This window comes from Calothrix anomala FACHB-343, assembly GCF_014696435.1.
Classification (GTDB): domain Bacteria; phylum Cyanobacteriota; class Cyanobacteriia; order Cyanobacteriales; family Nostocaceae; genus Aulosira; species Aulosira anomala_A.
In genome coordinates, this window is sequence record NZ_JACJQG010000018.1 from 90,585 (window position 1) to 106,023 (window position 15,439).

Consider the following 15,439-nt stretch of genomic DNA (forward strand, 5'->3'; position numbering starts at 1 on the left):
CCCCCTGCTCCGTGCCCCCTGCCCCATCCAGCCTAAGCCCAGCGAGAGATGAACTTAGCACAAATCGCGCCTATTGATTGAAGGGAAGGTGTTAAGAATGATTAACTATGCAATTAAAATCAATTGGGCAGCAGGTGGTAGCTATCGTTGGGGCTTCTAGTGGGATTGGGCGGGATACAGCAGTGAAGTTTGCGGAACGGGGCGCGAAGGTGGTAGTTGCTGCTCGTAGCGAACCAGGATTACAGTCTCTGGTGGCTGAGATCCGCAATTTGGGCGGTGAAGCCACCTATGTAATTGCCGATGTCAGTGATTTTCAGCAAGTAAAAGCGATCGCAGATAAAACTGTAGCAGAATACGGACGCCTCGATACTTGGGTGCATACGGCTGCTACAGGTGTTATCGCTCCCTTTGAAAAAATTACACCAGAGGAGTTTGCCAGAGTTGTAGATGTTACCTTGATGGGACAGGTATACGGAGCAATGGCAGCCTTACCCCATCTTAAACAAGAGGGAAGGGGAGCGTTAATTCATATTTCCTCAATGGAAGGAAGGCGGAGTTTGCCTTTACAAAGTCCCTATTCGACAGCCAAGCATGGTTTAGAAGGATTTCTTGATGCGTTGCGGGTAGAGTTACAACACGAAAAATGGCCGATTGCTGTCACATCCATACTGCCAGCAACAATTAATACCCCTTACTACAATAAAGTTCGTACCAAATTAGGGGTGAAGCCTACAGGAGTACCGCCATATTATCAGCCGAGTTTGGTTAGCGATGCCATTCTTTACGCAGCTGAACATCCCACCCGTGATTTTGTGGTGGGGGATGCGGGGAAAATCTTAGATTTAGTGCAACGAGTTTCGCCAGCCTTAGCTGATTCTCTATTATTAGCGATCGCATTTCAAGGACAGCGTACCAATGAGCCAAAATCAGCCGATGCACCCAACAATGTTTTTGAGCCAATTGCAGGCTATGACAAAGTAGAGGGAGATTTTAGAAACTTGTCCATACCCAGTTTTTTAGATAATTTGGATAAAAATCCGCCCTTGAAATGGGGTGCATTAGCAGTTGCAGCATTAGGTATTGCCACAGCTTTAGGCATATTTGGTAAGAATGAAATTTAATTCTATTTCTAATTAATGCAAAAAAGCATTAATTTTTATAAGTTCGTAATCAGGATTTTAGTTGTTTACAAAGCATAACTAAAGCCCTGACTACGAACTCATTTTTTATAATTTTTCAACATTCCTGAAATTAATACCACTTAAAAAAAGAGTACAACAGATTGTAGGCGCAAAGCACTGCCTTGCTCTCTAAAATATATTGATGTATCGCCAATTGTACAGACGCGATTAATCGCGTCTCTCACAAATGACAAATGACCAATGACCAATGACCAATGACCAATGACAAATGACACCCACCGCCATTTATCTTCAAATTGCACCGCTATACGGAGAAATATTCTGATATTATCAATTTTGTCTAATTAATCCAAAATTGATTATGCAAGCAAGCTTTTTTACTGCTGTTGCTTTACCTGTTGCCTTAGCAATTATCATGCTAGGAATGGGTTTGTCTCTGGTACCCGAAGATTTTCAACGTGTAAAGAAGTATCCAAAAGCTGTTTTAATTGGCTTAATTAGTCAGTTAATTTTTTTACCTGTTATCGGTTTTCTCATAGCTACACTCGTACCCATGCAACCTACCATTGCTATGGGGTTAATGGTAATCGCACTTTGTCCTGGTGGAGTATCTTCAAATGTAATTACATTTTTGGCTAAAGGCGATGTTGCTCTCTCAGTTACTTTGACAGCTTTTAGCAGCGTAATTACAGTATTTACAATTCCCATATTAGGAAATCTTGCCTACCAACACTTTATTGGCAAAACTGCGGCGATCGCATTACCCATTGGTGCCACAATATTACAAGTTTTCTTGATGACACTTTTGCCCATTGGCTTGGGAATGACTGTGCGGCAAATATTTCCCGAAATCGCCCGTCGTCTAGAAAAAGTCACTAACCGCCTAGCAGTTGGCTTTCTGGCGCTCATTATTCTGATACTGATTATTCGTGAGTGGAGTAATCTACCCGGCTTTATTATGCAAGTTGGCGTGGGTGTAGTGTTGTTAAATACTATCGGTATGATAGTCGGATATTATATCAGCAAATTATTTAACCTCAATTCTGCCCAGCAAATCTGCATTGCCATTGAAGTGGGCATTCAAAATGGTACACTTGCGATCGCCATTACCGCAGGCTTACTCAACAATCCCGATATGGCAATACCTGCGGCTATTTACAGTTTGTTTATGAATATCACAGGTTTAATAGCAATTAACTATGGCAGAAAATTGGCTGTAACCAGTGTTGTGCCAGAACCTGTAGAAAGTAAAGTTTAGCTAGTTTCTCTGTTTTCTTGCCAAATTAAAAACCAAGAATTAAGATTCAATGGCAAAGCAAGTACAAGGTAATGCTTGAATTTAGTAATTACAATGGGGAATTAACTCTACTGACTGCAATTACCTATTTTTAAGCATTTTGTACTTTCTTGGGTCAAAACAATGAGAATTTTAGCATTGATGAGGAGCTAACTAGCATGGGTGAATCGAAGCGAAGAAAACAGCAAGATTCCAACTACGGGAAAGTTAAAAATCCGGTAAAAAAGCTAATGAAGATTTTTTGCCCAGTTTTTGAGGATTACGAGAATTTTCAGCATCGCGATCCTGATGATATATCATTAGCGATCGCTAAAGAAGGGTACAAAGAAACAGGCTTAAGAGGCATCATTTTAAAAGGATATCTAGCCGAACGTTTAGTCAAAGATTATCCACCAGAATCTGAATTAATCGCCGGGTTCAAACAACATGGCAACATTTATGTCACTTCTACATTAGCTTTAACTTATTTAGAGAATTCTCAGAATCGAGAGAAAAATCTCCAAAATTTTGATATATACAATCCATTAACCGAATTTATCCGCATTGACAGCGATGCTGAACAGTACCATATCAATTTGTTGACATCCTGCTCTGAAATACTTACTTAAACTTAGTCAAACTTGTTGATTAGCTTAGAGATTTCTTCCTGCTTCAACCAAGGTAGACGGCTACTACTTGTCCACAGGCGTTAAGTTCAGGTCAAGCCGACCTTACTTTATCAATAGGGGCATTCTCAAGATGGACGGACGCATTTTCGTCCCTGTCTTGAGAATGCCCACAGCTTTCACAACAAAAAATCCTTTGAGATAAAATCATTGGTTGAACGTGATGGCACTTACAGCAGATTTTTTGGGATACCATCTGTCAACTAGTTCGACTTTTGTACCGTAAAAAGGTTGTTTATATGTGAGTTGACTCTGTTCTGGCGTAAAAGTCACGAGCGTTTTTAGACGCTCTAATTTTCAGTTTCTTATCCCCCAGCACCTTATTACGATTTCGCCACTGCAATTTTTATGAAAAAATATCTAACCCATAATTATGATAAAGAGTTTTAATTTTATTTTGAATAAGCGATCGCACATTTTCTGGTGTAACAATTACACAATCTGGTGCATATTGCATTACCTCGCGAATGAACCAAAAAGTATTAGAAACACGCCTAACAACACGCTTGACTTTTGCTTTATCTGGTAGCCATTCATTAATTTTGTCTTCGAGTTTGGCTTGATAAGCAAAAGCTAAACCTGCAAACAGATGCATTTCTACATCTATTTCTGCTAACCCAGAACCCCGCCACTCACCAACAATCGGTGAAACAGCAGCATCCTGAATCCTGTCTAAACGTAAACTCCAATTGTGCTGCAAGTCTTCTACATCCAAGTTACCCTCAGTCTCTTCACACCAGCAATCAAGATATTGGCGCTTTTCGTGGGGCGTAATTTTAGCGTAACGGACAGTAAAATTCCAGATATGCTGTCTTGCGTCTTGATAACTCAGTTGAAATGGTTGCTCGCGTAAAATGTAACGATCTATTTCTAAACGCCAAGCTGGCGGTAAGTTTCCTAAAAAATTGTCAACTTCAGTACGCAGAGGTATAGGTAGTTCGCTACGCTCAAGTAATAATTGTGCTATTAGTTGCGCTTGCTCATTTTGCCCAATATCTGCTAAGGCAAGCATTGCACGATGAACAGCACGCAGACGCGATTCTGACCAGTCATGATTTTTACCAATAATTAAATGATGACGAGCGATCGCTTCTATTAGTTTAGAGATATTTGGGCGATCGCCCCACTTCATCCCAAACTCTAGCGCTAAGTTTTCTAACTCGGCTTTATCTCGTTCTGATACCGATAAAGTTATAGACTGACCCTTTCTACTCATTTTTATACGGACACTTTTATACGGATATATCTTGTCAACTTCTATTTTGCGTGCCAATATTGTTTTTAACAACCAGTTACGGACACTATTTAAGTTTATGTCCGAAAGTTACAAAATTAATCTCAAATCTGTTTATTCCCAAACAGTCCCCACACCCAAAGGTGTACAATTACCCCAAGATTGGTCATTATCTTGGCATCAAGCAGCCACTTTAGAAGCCTTACGCGATCCAAATATTGATGTAATATTCAACAACGCCATGACAGGCGATGGTAAAAGTTTAGCTGCATATTTAGAAGTGCTTCAGGGTGAATCTTCGGCTATTGGACTTTACCCAACTAATGAACTAGCACGCGATCAAGAAATACAAATTCAAGGCTATATTGCAGCATTTAAACCTGCAAATCAGCCCCGTGTAGTGCGACTCAGTGGTGCTGATTTAGAAATATATGCAGAAAATGAAGGCTTAAAGAAAAGTGCTGCGATCGCAACTCTCACTAGCCAACGAGAAGCATTATTAACTAACCCTGATATTTTCCATTATTTACATCGCGGTGCTTATATTATTCGTGGCGATAGTCCAGATAAATTATGGGGCAGAATCGATAAAGATTTTGATTTATTTCTTGTAGATGAATTTCATGTATTTGCTGCTCCCCAAATTGCCAGTATTATTAATACAATGTTATTAATTCGCTGCACCAATCGCCGCAAAAAATTTTTATTCCTTTCAGCTACACCAGATAAAAATTTAATCACTAAACTAGAAATAGCAGGTTTTCGTTGTCGAGAAATTAATCCCCACGAACAAAATAAATATCAATTTCCTGAGACTGAAGAACAAGAACAGCAATTAAAATCTCAAGGATGGCGGCAAGTAGCAAGACCAATCGCTTTAAATTTTATCCCCTTAGAACCAGCTTTTAAAGCATCAGAGACTTGGTTAAAAGAAAATATTGATTTGATTGTCAATCAATTTCAACAATATCCAGGTAGTAAAGGCGCAATTATTCTCAATTCTATTGCGTCCGTCAAGCGTCTAACTCCATTTTTTCAAGAAATTTTACAGCCTTATGGTTTAAAAGTAGGCGAAAATACCGGACTTTCTGGGAAAAGAATCAAAGAGCAAAGCCTTGCTGCTGATTTAGTTATCGGCACGAGTACAATTGATGTAGGGGTTGATTTTAAAATTAACTTTCTAATTTTTGAATCATCCGATGCAGGTAACTTTACCCAACGTTTAGGCAGGTTGGGCAGACATGATGGCTATGACAAAGAAGGTAAGCAAATTCAGTTTGCAAATTTCACAGCTTATGCACTTGTACCCAACTTTTTAGTCGAGCGTTTATTTCAGGTAGAATCTCCACCCTTAACAGTTAATTGTATTTGCGATCGCCCGTTTCTACAAAACACTATTAAAGAGCAATATCGCCAAATTAATGATTTTCAGGGATATTATTGCCGTTGGGGTGCTGTACAGTCTTTTTGGTTATGTTGTCAATTAAGCGATCGCACTATTCAACAACAGTATGCCCAAAGCCGAGATAAATTTCAAACAGTCAGCGAGCAACTATTTAATACCAGTTTGAAATCTATGGCTGGACGAATTAAAGGATGGGTTAAAGAATGGCAAGAAATCTCCGGAAAATCAGGAAATCCTATTGCTGAAGATGCTGCTAGTTTTCGCGGTTCTAGTCCATTGCAATGTGGTTTGTACGACTTAACCGAAGCCAACGAAGTAGATAGGTTTAAAACCTACGACTTACCCGGAATTTTGAGCAACTTAGAAATTGAAACGTGGACAGAGGCGGCATTTACACGGACACTGAAAGAAACTGCACAACGCACCGGACAACCAATTGCCAAAGGTAGATTTGCTCACTGTCTAGCATTTATCAAGTTGCGTTCTTACCGTGAGGAAAGGTTGAACTGGAAATTTACTTACCCTGGCGACTTGCAACCAATAGCTGATGCGTGGAAAGTCCAGGTTTTAACAGGCATAGAAGTTTGGCAACCAGAAAACCAATGGATTAGGGAGATAAACAAACGTTTAAAAACACAGGGTTTGGTATGTTATGTGCTTCGCCGTCCCGTTGCAGAAGTGCGGATGCGGCTACGGCTACCGATGCACTTTCAAATTTACCCGATTAGCGACCAGTACAGCGTTCATGATGCTAACACACCGTATGCGATCGCGTTTGGTCACTCTGCACTACTACTAGATACGCTGGCGTACACCTTTAAAAGTAAAGGAGATGAGATATGGATTGCTTGAGGTTTCAATCCCTCATAGGGATTTATGGGATTCAAAGTCTAAAGGCAGAAAAAGGAACAGTAATACGTTCACAGAGTATTGTTTCAATCCCTCATAGGGAGTTAGAGTATGTTATTGCCTTAGACTTTGACTTACAGTATAAGTATAGTACAAACACTTTAGTCAAGATAAAGAAGTTTGTCTCGTTAATACGCTGTGAACTGAAAATACTGTACCTTTATCTGAAACAGGCAAATGCAAAACCAAAATGCCGACCCCCACCTGTTGAAATGCGTACTTAATGCTGACATCAATCAGCTCCAACAGATTAACCAAATGCTGATTCATCGGCTTGTTGAGGAAGTCTACAAGCATGAGTGTCGCATCAGGACTTTAGAACAGCAAAATCAAGAAATATTGCTAAAACTTAACAAATTAGAAAATCTCACAAACGCAAATACTAGTCAGCTTCAAGAGAACCAAGAATTAATTAGTTTTATAGAAGCAGAAATTCCCTATTTGAGACACTTAGTTTACAAAAACGACGACTTAGAGAATCGTTTGGCTTTTCTCGAACCATCAGACTAAGGTGCTATTTGCAGTGTACACAGCATCAACAATCTAATTTCAAAGCACAGACTAGTTATGAACGAACAAAAACTACTAGAAAGAATCACAGTCAACCCCAAAATATTTGGCGGTAAACCTATTATTCGAGGTCGCCGTTTAGGAGTTGAACATATTTTAGGGATGCTTGCAGCAGGAGATACTATCGAAACCTTACTAGAAGCTTATCCCTGGTTAGAACGAGAAGATGTACAAGCTTGCTTAGTTTATGCAAGGAGGCTAGTTGCTCATGAACGAGTTGAACCATTATTGATAGAGTAACAAATGTGAAAATACTGCTAGATACTTGTGTGTGGTTCGGGGTGCGTACCAATTTACTTGCTGCTGGCTATGACGTAGTTTGGAGTGGAGATTGGTCAGAAGATCCTGGCGATGAGGAGATTTTAGCAACTGCTTACCGTGAAGGTCGAATTTTAGTAACGCTGGATAAAGACTTTGGAGAGTTGGCAATTGTAAGGGGAAATCCTCACTGTGGCATTTTACGTTTAGTTAATCTTACTACCACAGAACAATCAGTTGTTTGTCTGCGAGTACTTCAGCTTTACGGTAATGAATTAGCATCAGGTGCAATTGTCACTGCGGAATTAGGCAGAGTGAGAATTAGACCACCAGAGAATGATGCCTAAAACTCAACAAATTAATTTCTCGCACTAATGGTGCGAGAAATTAATAAGCTGAATTTCAATGTAATTTTTACTATGTAAATAATTACTCTTCAAACCATTTATGTAATTCAACTATTTACAATAATGGAGAATTAGCAAATGCAGAACCCCATTCCAACAATTGCAGAACTGCAAGAATTAGCCTCACAACTTCCTGAAAAAATTCCTTACTTAAAAATGTTAATCCTATTTGGTTCTAGAGCCACTGGTAATGCAAACGCAAAAAGTGACTGGGATTTTGCAGTTTTGTGTGATGAAGAACAGCGTGAAGCTTACATAAAAAATAATATTTCAGGTTTGTTTGAATTACCTATGCTGATTGGCGAAGTATTAAAAATCAATGCTGACCACATTGATATTGTAGAACTTAACCAATGCTCTTGGCTAATAGCTCATTTCGTGGCTCGTGATGGAATTCTCTTGTTTGAAAAATATCCTGAGCAATTTGAATCTTTTCGATTAAATTCCTTAAAAACTGAATCAGAGTTAAAGAAATTTCGGCAAGAGCAACATCAAATTATTGAAAGAGAACTAAATAAGTGGGGAGCATGAGTAATATAGATCCCGAAATAGTTTTAGTGAGACTTAGGTTCATTACCAAATATTACAACACGTTAGAAGAGTTTCGAGCTACTACTCTCGATGACTTCTTAGCTGATTTCCGTCAGCAACTTGTTGTAGAAAGACTGCTACAATTAATGGCTCAAGCTGCGATAGATATTAACGATCATATCTTGTCAAAGCTAAATCCAGGAAATTCAAATACTAACTTTGAAGCTTTTATTGAGCTTGGTAAATATGGTGTCATTACTCCCGAACTAGCAAGACAATTGGCACCATCAGCAGGATTAAGAAATCGTCTAGTTCATGAATATGACGATATAGATCCGCAGCAAGTTTTTAGGGCAATTAGTTTTGCTTTACAGCAATATCCACTGTATGTCAGACAAGTCAACTCATATTTAATTTCCTTGAGTGAAGAGAATGGCTAAAAAAAGTAAAGCTGCAAAAGCTTCAGATAAATATCAGCAATTATCACTTTTAGATATAGAAAACACTGTAAATTCTGAATCATCAGATGAAGATTGGTTATCGGGTGATTTTGGTTTTGATAGTGATAGCGATCGCACTATCGCAACTAAACAACAATTACTCACACTCAAGCTACTGCAAGAAGCGATTACAGCGCAAAATCCTGATGATATAGTCATGGCAGATTTTGCCAAATATGTTTTACCAAATCTGCTAAAAATAGCAATTGGTGTCACAGCTAAAGGTGGTAAATTCTTTGATGAAATAGACCAACAGCGAGAAGCAGCAGGTAAAACTAAAGTTAGGCGAGATAATGCAGCCGATCAATCACTCAATACACATTTACTCAACGGTTTATTTCCTGCAAATTTAATTGAGAAACGCTTAGAAAACCTGGATACAACTATTCGGCGCGTAGTCAGAGAAAGAGAACGGCGTTTAGTCATTGCTGGGTTCATTTTACATGACTTTGAAAAATTCCCCGATGTACCAGAAAATTGCCGCAAATTAGCGTTAGTAGAACATCGTCAAATTATTGATGAAAAAGTCAAACAATTAGGACTCGATCAGTTTATCAATCCCGATAATCCAGAAGCTTATACAGAATATCTCGACGATTTATTATGCTTGGCTTACAATGCTCAACGCCGTTGGGATACTAACTGGAATTTTTCGGAATTTGGCTTAAATCCTGTTCTTAAAGACCGTACTCTTCGCAGTCTAGCTGATTTAACTTGTTTAGCTGATTCTCTCGCTTCTATTGTTAAACATCCCCAAGATGCAGAAAATCCGAGATTGCAAGAAATTATTCATAATCTCAGCGATGGACAACTGAAATTTACCTATCACCGTATTGCAGAAAATCGGGGTGTTTTAACTAATGTTGTCAATAATGCCGTAATTCAAGCTTATACTAGTCTCAATACCAATGAGCAGATATATTATGAACCTTTACTATATCTGCCAACAGGTGTAATTTATCTCGCTGCGCGTAACGCTCCTTCTCTATCTACAAAAGACTTACCAGACCTTGTAGTTAATAATATTAAGTTCCTATGTGCAGGACAATTAAAACGCAGACAAACAGGATTTGGTCGTGATGGTAAAGGCATGAAATATGCCGAATATTATAACTTATTTTTTGACTCTCCCGGCTTAATGGAAGTAGCTTTAGATGCAACATTACGCATTTTAAGTTCTACTAAACCATCTGTTGCTAAAAGTCGCAGTGATAACTTAGTTAAGTTTCAACAACAAGGGGTTTTACCTGCTGAGTTTGATTTTAATTTTACCGATGATATCCGCATTGACCAAATAGCTGAATTTGGCGATTTAGTTAGTCGTAAAATTTGGGATGAAGCCGTTAACCGGATTGAAGCAATTCGCAAGAAAGATAAAAAATTACCCGCTATACCTGCTTTTGATTTAACACATAAAGTTACTGAATTCTGGAATTTAACAGAATCTATCCCTGAAATTCGCCACATTCAGCGCATCAATGAAAGCCTGAAAGAAAACAAGTTAAAAGGTAATACTGGCGGCGTACCTTATGAATGGTATTATCTCGCTGCTAAGTATCTGGAAGCACATCCAGGCGTGGAAGATGTCAGGGAAATTTGCCAGCAAGTTATTAAATACTTGACAGGTTTAATTTCTCCCATCCTCTCTCAATATCAATTACCTGATGGTTGGGATGATTTAAGACAATGGGTATCAAGAGTGGTGATGTTGCCAAATACAAATCAACAACAATCACCTGAAACGCAAACTAAAAACTTTCTCAATGAGTTAGGTAACTATAATGCTGCTAAAAAACCTGGAAGGGGAAGACAATTAATTTGTTCAATTTCCCATTCTGCTTACACAGTAACAGAGCAGATGGAATCAGCAGTTTTATTTACACCGCAAGTTTATACAAATAAACAAATGTTAGGTGGTTCTAATGCCAAGCGCAATATTTCTAGTATTGCAGGTGTGGAAATGATGTTGCGACAAATTTTGATGAATCAAACTCAAGCAGTAGGTAAACGTTTTGAAGATGGTAAATATCGCTATCTTTACTTTTATCCAACTTATTACTTTACCCCAGAAACTAATAAGTTTTTACAGAAAGCTTATAGTGGCGTAGCTCAAACTCGCTTTGATACTAGCATCCGTAATCATTTTATCTCCAAAGATTTTCAAGCGCACTTAGATAAAGAAAATTATCAAAGTGTAGATAGTTTTTTAATAGATGAAAATCTCGATAATGAAAAAGACCGGACATTTAAGCTTGCTTATCCAGAAGACCAGCCTTTAACATTTTATTTCATGGCGCTACCTCCAGGACGAGACAGCACAGATACGGAATCTTGGGTTATGCCTACTTGGTTAGCCTTTGCTTTCCCAATGATTTTGGATGTCAAAACTGTAGTTTCTGAATCGCCAATTCCACCATTTAATGATGGTGCAGAGTTTGAAGAAAGCGTTTTTCTTGACAGTGCGCCTCATGCTTTTCGCGCTTTGGTAAAAAGAGATAGGTTCCGTTTAGATTATATTCTGGAAGGTTGGCAAGAAAACGGTATTCAATACCCTGCTCCCCTGAATGTGTTGACTGCTGCTTATGCGATTCATTTAGATGTGAATGCGCGACAAGGTAAATCTGGTTATGACGCCAACTGGGGAAGATTTAGCGAATTAGCGAAGGATTTAGAAACTAGTCCTTTGTATGCATTTTATTATCTAAATCGTTGGGCACGTAACCAGGGAGTTGACTCAGCCAGAATTGAAAAGATTCGGCTTTACACCTATCATTTTTATCCTTGTTTTGACCCTTGTGCAAAATTTGACTACACCAAAGAGGAATTAATTGTGGGAGAAGAATCAAGTCTCAATCATCCTAAGAAATTAACAGAACTTTATCGCCGCTTTTATAGAGCTAATAAGCGATATAATCCCAAAGCTAATGCTGTATTAAAACCGATTGATATTGCATCTGAAACTATACTTAAAGCTGAGTTAAGTGTATTTCGCGGTGAAACATTAGTTACAGCTGTAGCCGCCGAAGTTTTTAAACTTATGGATCGCGTTCATTCTTCCACTGCTGAGGGACGCTGGGTAATGAGTAAACGGGAGGAAGAACGACAAGCAATTTTAGATTTTGCACAGTATTTTGTAGTTGATGTATTTGAAAAATCTTTTGCAGGCGATCGCGCGCGTTTAGCAGGCCGTCAACTCAACTTAATTCGCGATACTTGCGAATTTCTTTATCGCTTAGAAGACGACAAAGAAAATTTAGAGAAAAATCAAAAGCCACCGGAATCAGATAAGGAATAAAAACCAGCTATTCTCAGCTAATAAATCTGCCAATCGCATCGAATAATCATATTTTTTGGAGAAATATCATGGCTTTGCTCAAAACTGTTGAACCTAAATTATTTCAAACCGCAATTCCCTACAAACCGATGGGTAAATATGTCCACTTTTTAACTATTCGCATCACCGAATCCTACCCATTATTTCAAACAGATGGCGAACTCAATAAAGCCAGAGTTAGGGCTGGAGTTAAAGATAAAACTACAATTAGCCGCCTGTCAATGTTTAAACGCAAACAATCAACACCAGAACGTTTAGTTGGACGAGAATTGTTGCGTAACTATGGCTTAATGACTGCTGAAGAATGCGAATACAATGTTAACTTTGCAATGGATAATCCTGATTGCATTATTTATGGTTTTGCAATTGGCGATTCTGGCTCAGAGAAATCAAAAGTTGTGGTAGATACAGCATTTTCGATTACAGCTTTTGATGAATCACACGAAACTTTTACTCTGAATGCTCCTTATGAAAATGGGACGATGGCTTCTAAAGGTGAAGATGGTTCTAAACCTGGGGAAGTTACTAGCAGAATTAACCAGCAAGACCACATCAGACCACAAACTTTCTTTCCTAGTATTGTCACATTAAAAGACCCTACTGAAGCTAGTTTTCTTTACGTATTTAATAACATCCTCCGAACTCGCCATTATGGAGCGCAAACAACCCGCACAGGTCGTGTAAGAAATGAGTTAATCGGTGTTATTTTTGCTGATGGAGAAATTACTAGTAATTTACGCTGGACTCAAGCAATATACGACAAAATGCAGGCAAATAACAGTATCAATTCTCCTGAACCTTTAGATGAAGATGATGTCATTAATGCTGCTAAAAGTGCGATTGAGGAATTAATGGCTGATGAATTTATTGTTCATACTGACTTTATTGGTGAGACTTTCGTACCCTTGCTAAGTGAAGTTAAAGCGCTCACAAATAGCGAAGCAGGAATAAAATCAATTTTGCAAAAAGCTGATGCAGAAGCTAAAGAATACGCCAACAAACACATCAGCAAAAAGAAATCGGCTGCTAAAGCAGGGTAATCGCTATGCCAATTATTTATTGCTGTCAATTAGAATTACACGACAGCCTTTATTATGCTACTCGTGAAATCGGCAGATTATACGAAACAGAAGCGGTAATTCATAATTACGCACTCTGCTATGCATTAGGCTTAGTTGATAGCGAAGTTTACTCTACCAATGTAGCTGAAGAACATTCCTATCGTTATTTTTGCTCTGAACAAGTACCGAAATATGAGGAACATTTAACGCCGCTAAATCAGCAGGGAATTTATGTCACACCTGCGCGTGCAGTTAATCATACTGCGATTCTCAATACATGGAAATATGCGAATAATAACTATCATGTAGAAATGGAGAAAACGCAAAAAAATATTCCTAGTTTTGGTAGAGCTAAAGAAATTGCACCAGAAAGCCAATTTGAGTTTTTTGTAATTTCTCAAAAGCCAATGAAGCTACCAAAATGGATTCGCTTGGGTAAATGGATGAGTAAGGCTGAGGTGATAGTGGAACAATTACCTCAACCTCAAACTACAGAAGGTGTCTTTACCTACAAATATCCTTTAAATCCTTTAGATGTAATGTTCACTAATCAAGTAATTAGCTACGATGTGGTGAATATGCCTCCAGTTAGTCTAATTCAAAATGTGCAAATGCGAGGGCAATACTACCAATTTAAAGAAATGAAAGAACTCAAGATTCCCATTTGCATGGAATATCGTTTTCGGAGTTAATTCCCGAAACCTTTAGCAGACTTTTTCTTTTTCATTGGCTCTATTGTCATTAACTCTGCTGTAAAACCTCCGGAATTTTGCAACATTAACTTGCGAATTCGCTGCCGTTGGTAAGCCTGTACTTCAGCAGCTAGGGGATGATGGGGATCAATTTTGAGGTGAGTAATAGAAGAAACATATTTTTCTTTACTTTCGGGATTATTCGGCTCTTTTAATCCGCACATAATCCCGCCATCATCCCCTGAATAACCGACAAAATCAACTTCAAATTCTCTGTCTGGATTGGCGTCTTCTCCTTTTTGCTTTAATGTCTTGAGAAATTCTTTACCAGCCTTAACTGTAATTGGTAAGCTCTGCTTTAATTTGTCAGTCAGCGCTTTGGCTGCATTGTAATCATCAATTCTCATCTGTCTTTCTCCTGGTGTAATCACACTTACCAAAAGTAGAGTAACATTTGCATAATTTAAGTTTTACCTGCATGTAGCAGATCTCAGTCTAAAAAAAAGCTGAAAAAATGCCTTATAGCCTTGTTCTTAATCTCGTTCCCCAATCTCCCATTTACCCAGAATTTCTGACTGGTAGACATTTCCATGCACTATTTCTTACTCTCATCAGTTCTGTAGATCCCAGTTTGGGAGAATATCTACACTCATCAAATGCAGATAAAGCTTTTACTCTTTCACCATTGCAAATCCAACGACAACCTAAACCACATTACCAAACGTTGCAATTTATCCATCAAAAACCTATTCCGGCTGGTACTCCCTGTTGGTGGCGTGTGTCTTTACTTGATGATGGTTTATTTAGCAAATTAACCCCATTGTGGCTAAATCTCAACCCAGAAAAACCTTGGCATTTAGGTTCGGCAAATTTGTATATTACTCAAATTCAAGGTACAGTGCAATCAAAGCAACCTTGGGCTAATGCTTGTAATTATGCACAACTTTACGAACAAGCATCAAATAAAGAGCGTAATGTAAGCTTTAGCTTTGCTACACCTGTATCTTTCCGTCAAGGTGGATACGATACAGTTCTCCCTATTAAAGAATGTGTGTTTAATAGCTTACTTAGTCGGTGGAATAAGTACAGCCTGATGGAAATCTCTAGTATTCCTATTGAATCAATTTATCCGAGTGCGTTTGATATCAATACTGAAGTTGTCAGCAACTATGAAAGTAAGTTTATCGGTTGCATTGGCACAATTAGCTATCGGATTTTAGGCGATGTAGAACCATTAGCAATTAAGCAAATTAACGCTTTAGCTGATTTTGCATTATATGCAGGGTTGGGGAGAAAAACAACAATGGGTATGGGTATGGTACGCCGAGTTTAAAAATTCAAAATTCAAAATTCAAAATTCAAAATTGAAGACATTTATTTAGGTAATTTAAATGCCATCTAGAACTAATATTACCTGTTGATATATAAGTGTTA

At 38.4% G+C, this 15,439-nt stretch carries 16 protein-coding genes; 13 read left to right on the forward strand and 3 right to left on the reverse strand.

Translation table 11 applies throughout. The features are described from left to right. The first annotated feature begins 107 nt into the window (after window positions 1-107). From H6G08_RS12710 to H6G08_RS12720, 3 genes are all read left to right on the forward strand, one after another. Complete coding sequence (locus tag H6G08_RS12710; RefSeq protein WP_190542656.1) at window positions 108-1,121, forward strand: SDR family oxidoreductase; 1,014 nt, start codon at window positions 108-110, stop codon at window positions 1,119-1,121. Window positions 1,122-1,503: 382 nt separating this feature from the next. Further along, on the forward strand, window positions 1,504-2,400 hold the full coding sequence (locus H6G08_RS12715; protein ID WP_190542659.1) for a bile acid:sodium symporter family protein: 897 nt from the start codon (window positions 1,504-1,506) through the stop codon (window positions 2,398-2,400). A gap of 197 nt (window positions 2,401-2,597) precedes the next feature. Further along, entirely contained in the window at window positions 2,598-3,047 is a 450-nt protein-coding gene (locus H6G08_RS12720; protein WP_190542662.1) for a hypothetical protein, read from the forward strand. Between the two features lie 91 nt (window positions 3,048-3,138). On the opposite strand, the gene H6G08_RS38685 is transcribed toward H6G08_RS12720, so the two are convergent. Further along, a complete protein-coding gene (locus H6G08_RS38685; protein WP_390625607.1) occupies window positions 3,139-3,300 on the reverse strand; it encodes a zinc ribbon domain-containing protein in 162 nt (53 codons plus the stop codon). 150 nt (window positions 3,301-3,450) lie between these two features. After that, window positions 3,451-4,320 carry a WYL domain-containing protein gene (locus H6G08_RS12725; protein ID WP_190542666.1) on the reverse strand — a complete coding sequence of 290 codons (870 nt, stop codon included), beginning with the start codon at window positions 4,318-4,320 and terminating at the stop codon, window positions 3,451-3,453. Window positions 4,321-4,417: 97 nt separating this feature from the next. Here H6G08_RS12725 and cas3 point away from each other — a divergent pair, with 97 nt between their 5' ends. The 9 genes from cas3 to cas5d all read left to right on the forward strand — a co-directional run bounded on the left by cas3 (window position 4,418) and on the right by cas5d (window position 14,005). Then, complete coding sequence (cas3, locus tag H6G08_RS12730; RefSeq protein WP_190542669.1) at window positions 4,418-6,595, forward strand: type I-D CRISPR-associated helicase Cas3'; 2,178 nt, start codon at window positions 4,418-4,420, stop codon at window positions 6,593-6,595. A gap of 234 nt (window positions 6,596-6,829) precedes the next feature. Beyond that, the gene (locus H6G08_RS12735) at window positions 6,830-7,162 is read left to right on the forward strand and encodes a hypothetical protein (protein ID WP_190542672.1); all 333 of its coding nucleotides are present in this window, start codon (window positions 6,830-6,832) and stop codon (window positions 7,160-7,162) included. Between the two features lie 57 nt (window positions 7,163-7,219). Next, complete coding sequence (locus H6G08_RS12740) at window positions 7,220-7,462, forward strand: DUF433 domain-containing protein (protein ID WP_190542675.1); 243 nt, start codon at window positions 7,220-7,222, stop codon at window positions 7,460-7,462. 5 nt (window positions 7,463-7,467) lie between these two features. After that, the gene (locus H6G08_RS12745) at window positions 7,468-7,827 is read left to right on the forward strand and encodes a DUF5615 family PIN-like protein (protein ID WP_190542678.1); all 360 of its coding nucleotides are present in this window, start codon (window positions 7,468-7,470) and stop codon (window positions 7,825-7,827) included. 138 nt (window positions 7,828-7,965) lie between these two features. Beyond that, window positions 7,966-8,418, forward strand: a complete 453-nt coding sequence (gene mntA, locus H6G08_RS12750; protein WP_190542682.1) for a type VII toxin-antitoxin system MntA family adenylyltransferase antitoxin — start codon at window positions 7,966-7,968, stop codon at window positions 8,416-8,418. Further along, complete coding sequence (gene hepT / locus H6G08_RS12755; RefSeq protein WP_190542685.1) at window positions 8,415-8,858, forward strand: type VII toxin-antitoxin system HepT family RNase toxin; 444 nt, start codon at window positions 8,415-8,417, stop codon at window positions 8,856-8,858. Before mntA ends, hepT begins: the two co-directional genes overlap by 4 nt. After that, window positions 8,851-12,213: a type I-D CRISPR-associated protein Cas10d/Csc3 gene (gene cas10d, locus H6G08_RS12760; protein WP_190542687.1), complete on the forward strand. Its 3,363-nt coding sequence runs from the start codon at window positions 8,851-8,853 to the stop codon at window positions 12,211-12,213. Before hepT ends, cas10d begins: the two co-directional genes overlap by 8 nt. 68 nt (window positions 12,214-12,281) lie before the next feature. Beyond that, a complete protein-coding gene (cas7d, locus tag H6G08_RS12765; protein ID WP_190542690.1) occupies window positions 12,282-13,292 on the forward strand; it encodes a type I-D CRISPR-associated protein Cas7/Csc2 in 1,011 nt (336 codons plus the stop codon). 5 nt (window positions 13,293-13,297) lie between these two features. Then, a complete protein-coding gene (cas5d, locus tag H6G08_RS12770) occupies window positions 13,298-14,005 on the forward strand; it encodes a type I-D CRISPR-associated protein Cas5/Csc1 (RefSeq protein WP_190542693.1) in 708 nt (235 codons plus the stop codon). Here cas5d and H6G08_RS12775 read toward each other — a convergent pair. Next, window positions 14,002-14,412, reverse strand: coding sequence for a hypothetical protein (locus tag H6G08_RS12775; RefSeq protein WP_190542695.1), 411 nt, complete (start codon window positions 14,410-14,412; stop codon window positions 14,002-14,004). The two genes, cas5d and H6G08_RS12775, sit on opposite strands and share 4 nt — an antisense overlap. 107 nt (window positions 14,413-14,519) lie before the next feature. Between H6G08_RS12775 and cas6 the strand changes: the two genes are divergently transcribed. Then, window positions 14,520-15,338, forward strand: a complete 819-nt coding sequence (gene cas6, locus H6G08_RS12780; RefSeq protein WP_190542698.1) for a CRISPR-associated endoribonuclease Cas6 — start codon at window positions 14,520-14,522, stop codon at window positions 15,336-15,338. Window positions 15,339-15,439 lie beyond the last annotated feature (101 nt).

What these genes read in the sequence shown, in the direction of transcription:
- cas3 (WP_190542669.1), top strand. Translation starts at nt 4,418, where the DNA reads ATGTCCGAAAGTTACAAAATTAATCTCAAATCTGTTTATTCCCAAACA.
- cas5d (WP_190542693.1), top strand. Translation starts at nt 13,298, where the DNA reads ATGCCAATTATTTATTGCTGTCAATTAGAATTACACGACAGCCTTTAT.
- hepT (WP_190542685.1), top strand. Translation starts at nt 8,415, where the DNA reads ATGAGTAATATAGATCCCGAAATAGTTTTAGTGAGACTTAGGTTCATT.
- H6G08_RS12725 (WP_190542666.1), bottom strand. Translation starts at nt 4,320, where the DNA reads ATGAGTAGAAAGGGTCAGTCTATAACTTTATCGGTATCAGAACGAGAT.
- cas7d (WP_190542690.1), top strand. Translation starts at nt 12,282, where the DNA reads ATGGCTTTGCTCAAAACTGTTGAACCTAAATTATTTCAAACCGCAATT.
- cas10d (WP_190542687.1), top strand. Translation starts at nt 8,851, where the DNA reads ATGGCTAAAAAAAGTAAAGCTGCAAAAGCTTCAGATAAATATCAGCAA.
- H6G08_RS12710 (WP_190542656.1), top strand. Translation starts at nt 108, where the DNA reads ATGCAATTAAAATCAATTGGGCAGCAGGTGGTAGCTATCGTTGGGGCT.
- H6G08_RS12715 (WP_190542659.1), top strand. Translation starts at nt 1,504, where the DNA reads ATGCAAGCAAGCTTTTTTACTGCTGTTGCTTTACCTGTTGCCTTAGCA.
- cas6 (WP_190542698.1), top strand. Translation starts at nt 14,520, where the DNA reads ATGCCTTATAGCCTTGTTCTTAATCTCGTTCCCCAATCTCCCATTTAC.
- mntA (WP_190542682.1), top strand. Translation starts at nt 7,966, where the DNA reads ATGCAGAACCCCATTCCAACAATTGCAGAACTGCAAGAATTAGCCTCA.
- H6G08_RS12720 (WP_190542662.1), top strand. Translation starts at nt 2,598, where the DNA reads ATGGGTGAATCGAAGCGAAGAAAACAGCAAGATTCCAACTACGGGAAA.
- H6G08_RS12740 (WP_190542675.1), top strand. Translation starts at nt 7,220, where the DNA reads ATGAACGAACAAAAACTACTAGAAAGAATCACAGTCAACCCCAAAATA.
- H6G08_RS12775 (WP_190542695.1), bottom strand. Translation starts at nt 14,412, where the DNA reads ATGAGAATTGATGATTACAATGCAGCCAAAGCGCTGACTGACAAATTA.
- H6G08_RS12735 (WP_190542672.1), top strand. Translation starts at nt 6,830, where the DNA reads ATGCAAAACCAAAATGCCGACCCCCACCTGTTGAAATGCGTACTTAAT.
- H6G08_RS38685 (WP_390625607.1), bottom strand. Translation starts at nt 3,300, where the DNA reads ATGGTATCCCAAAAAATCTGCTGTAAGTGCCATCACGTTCAACCAATG.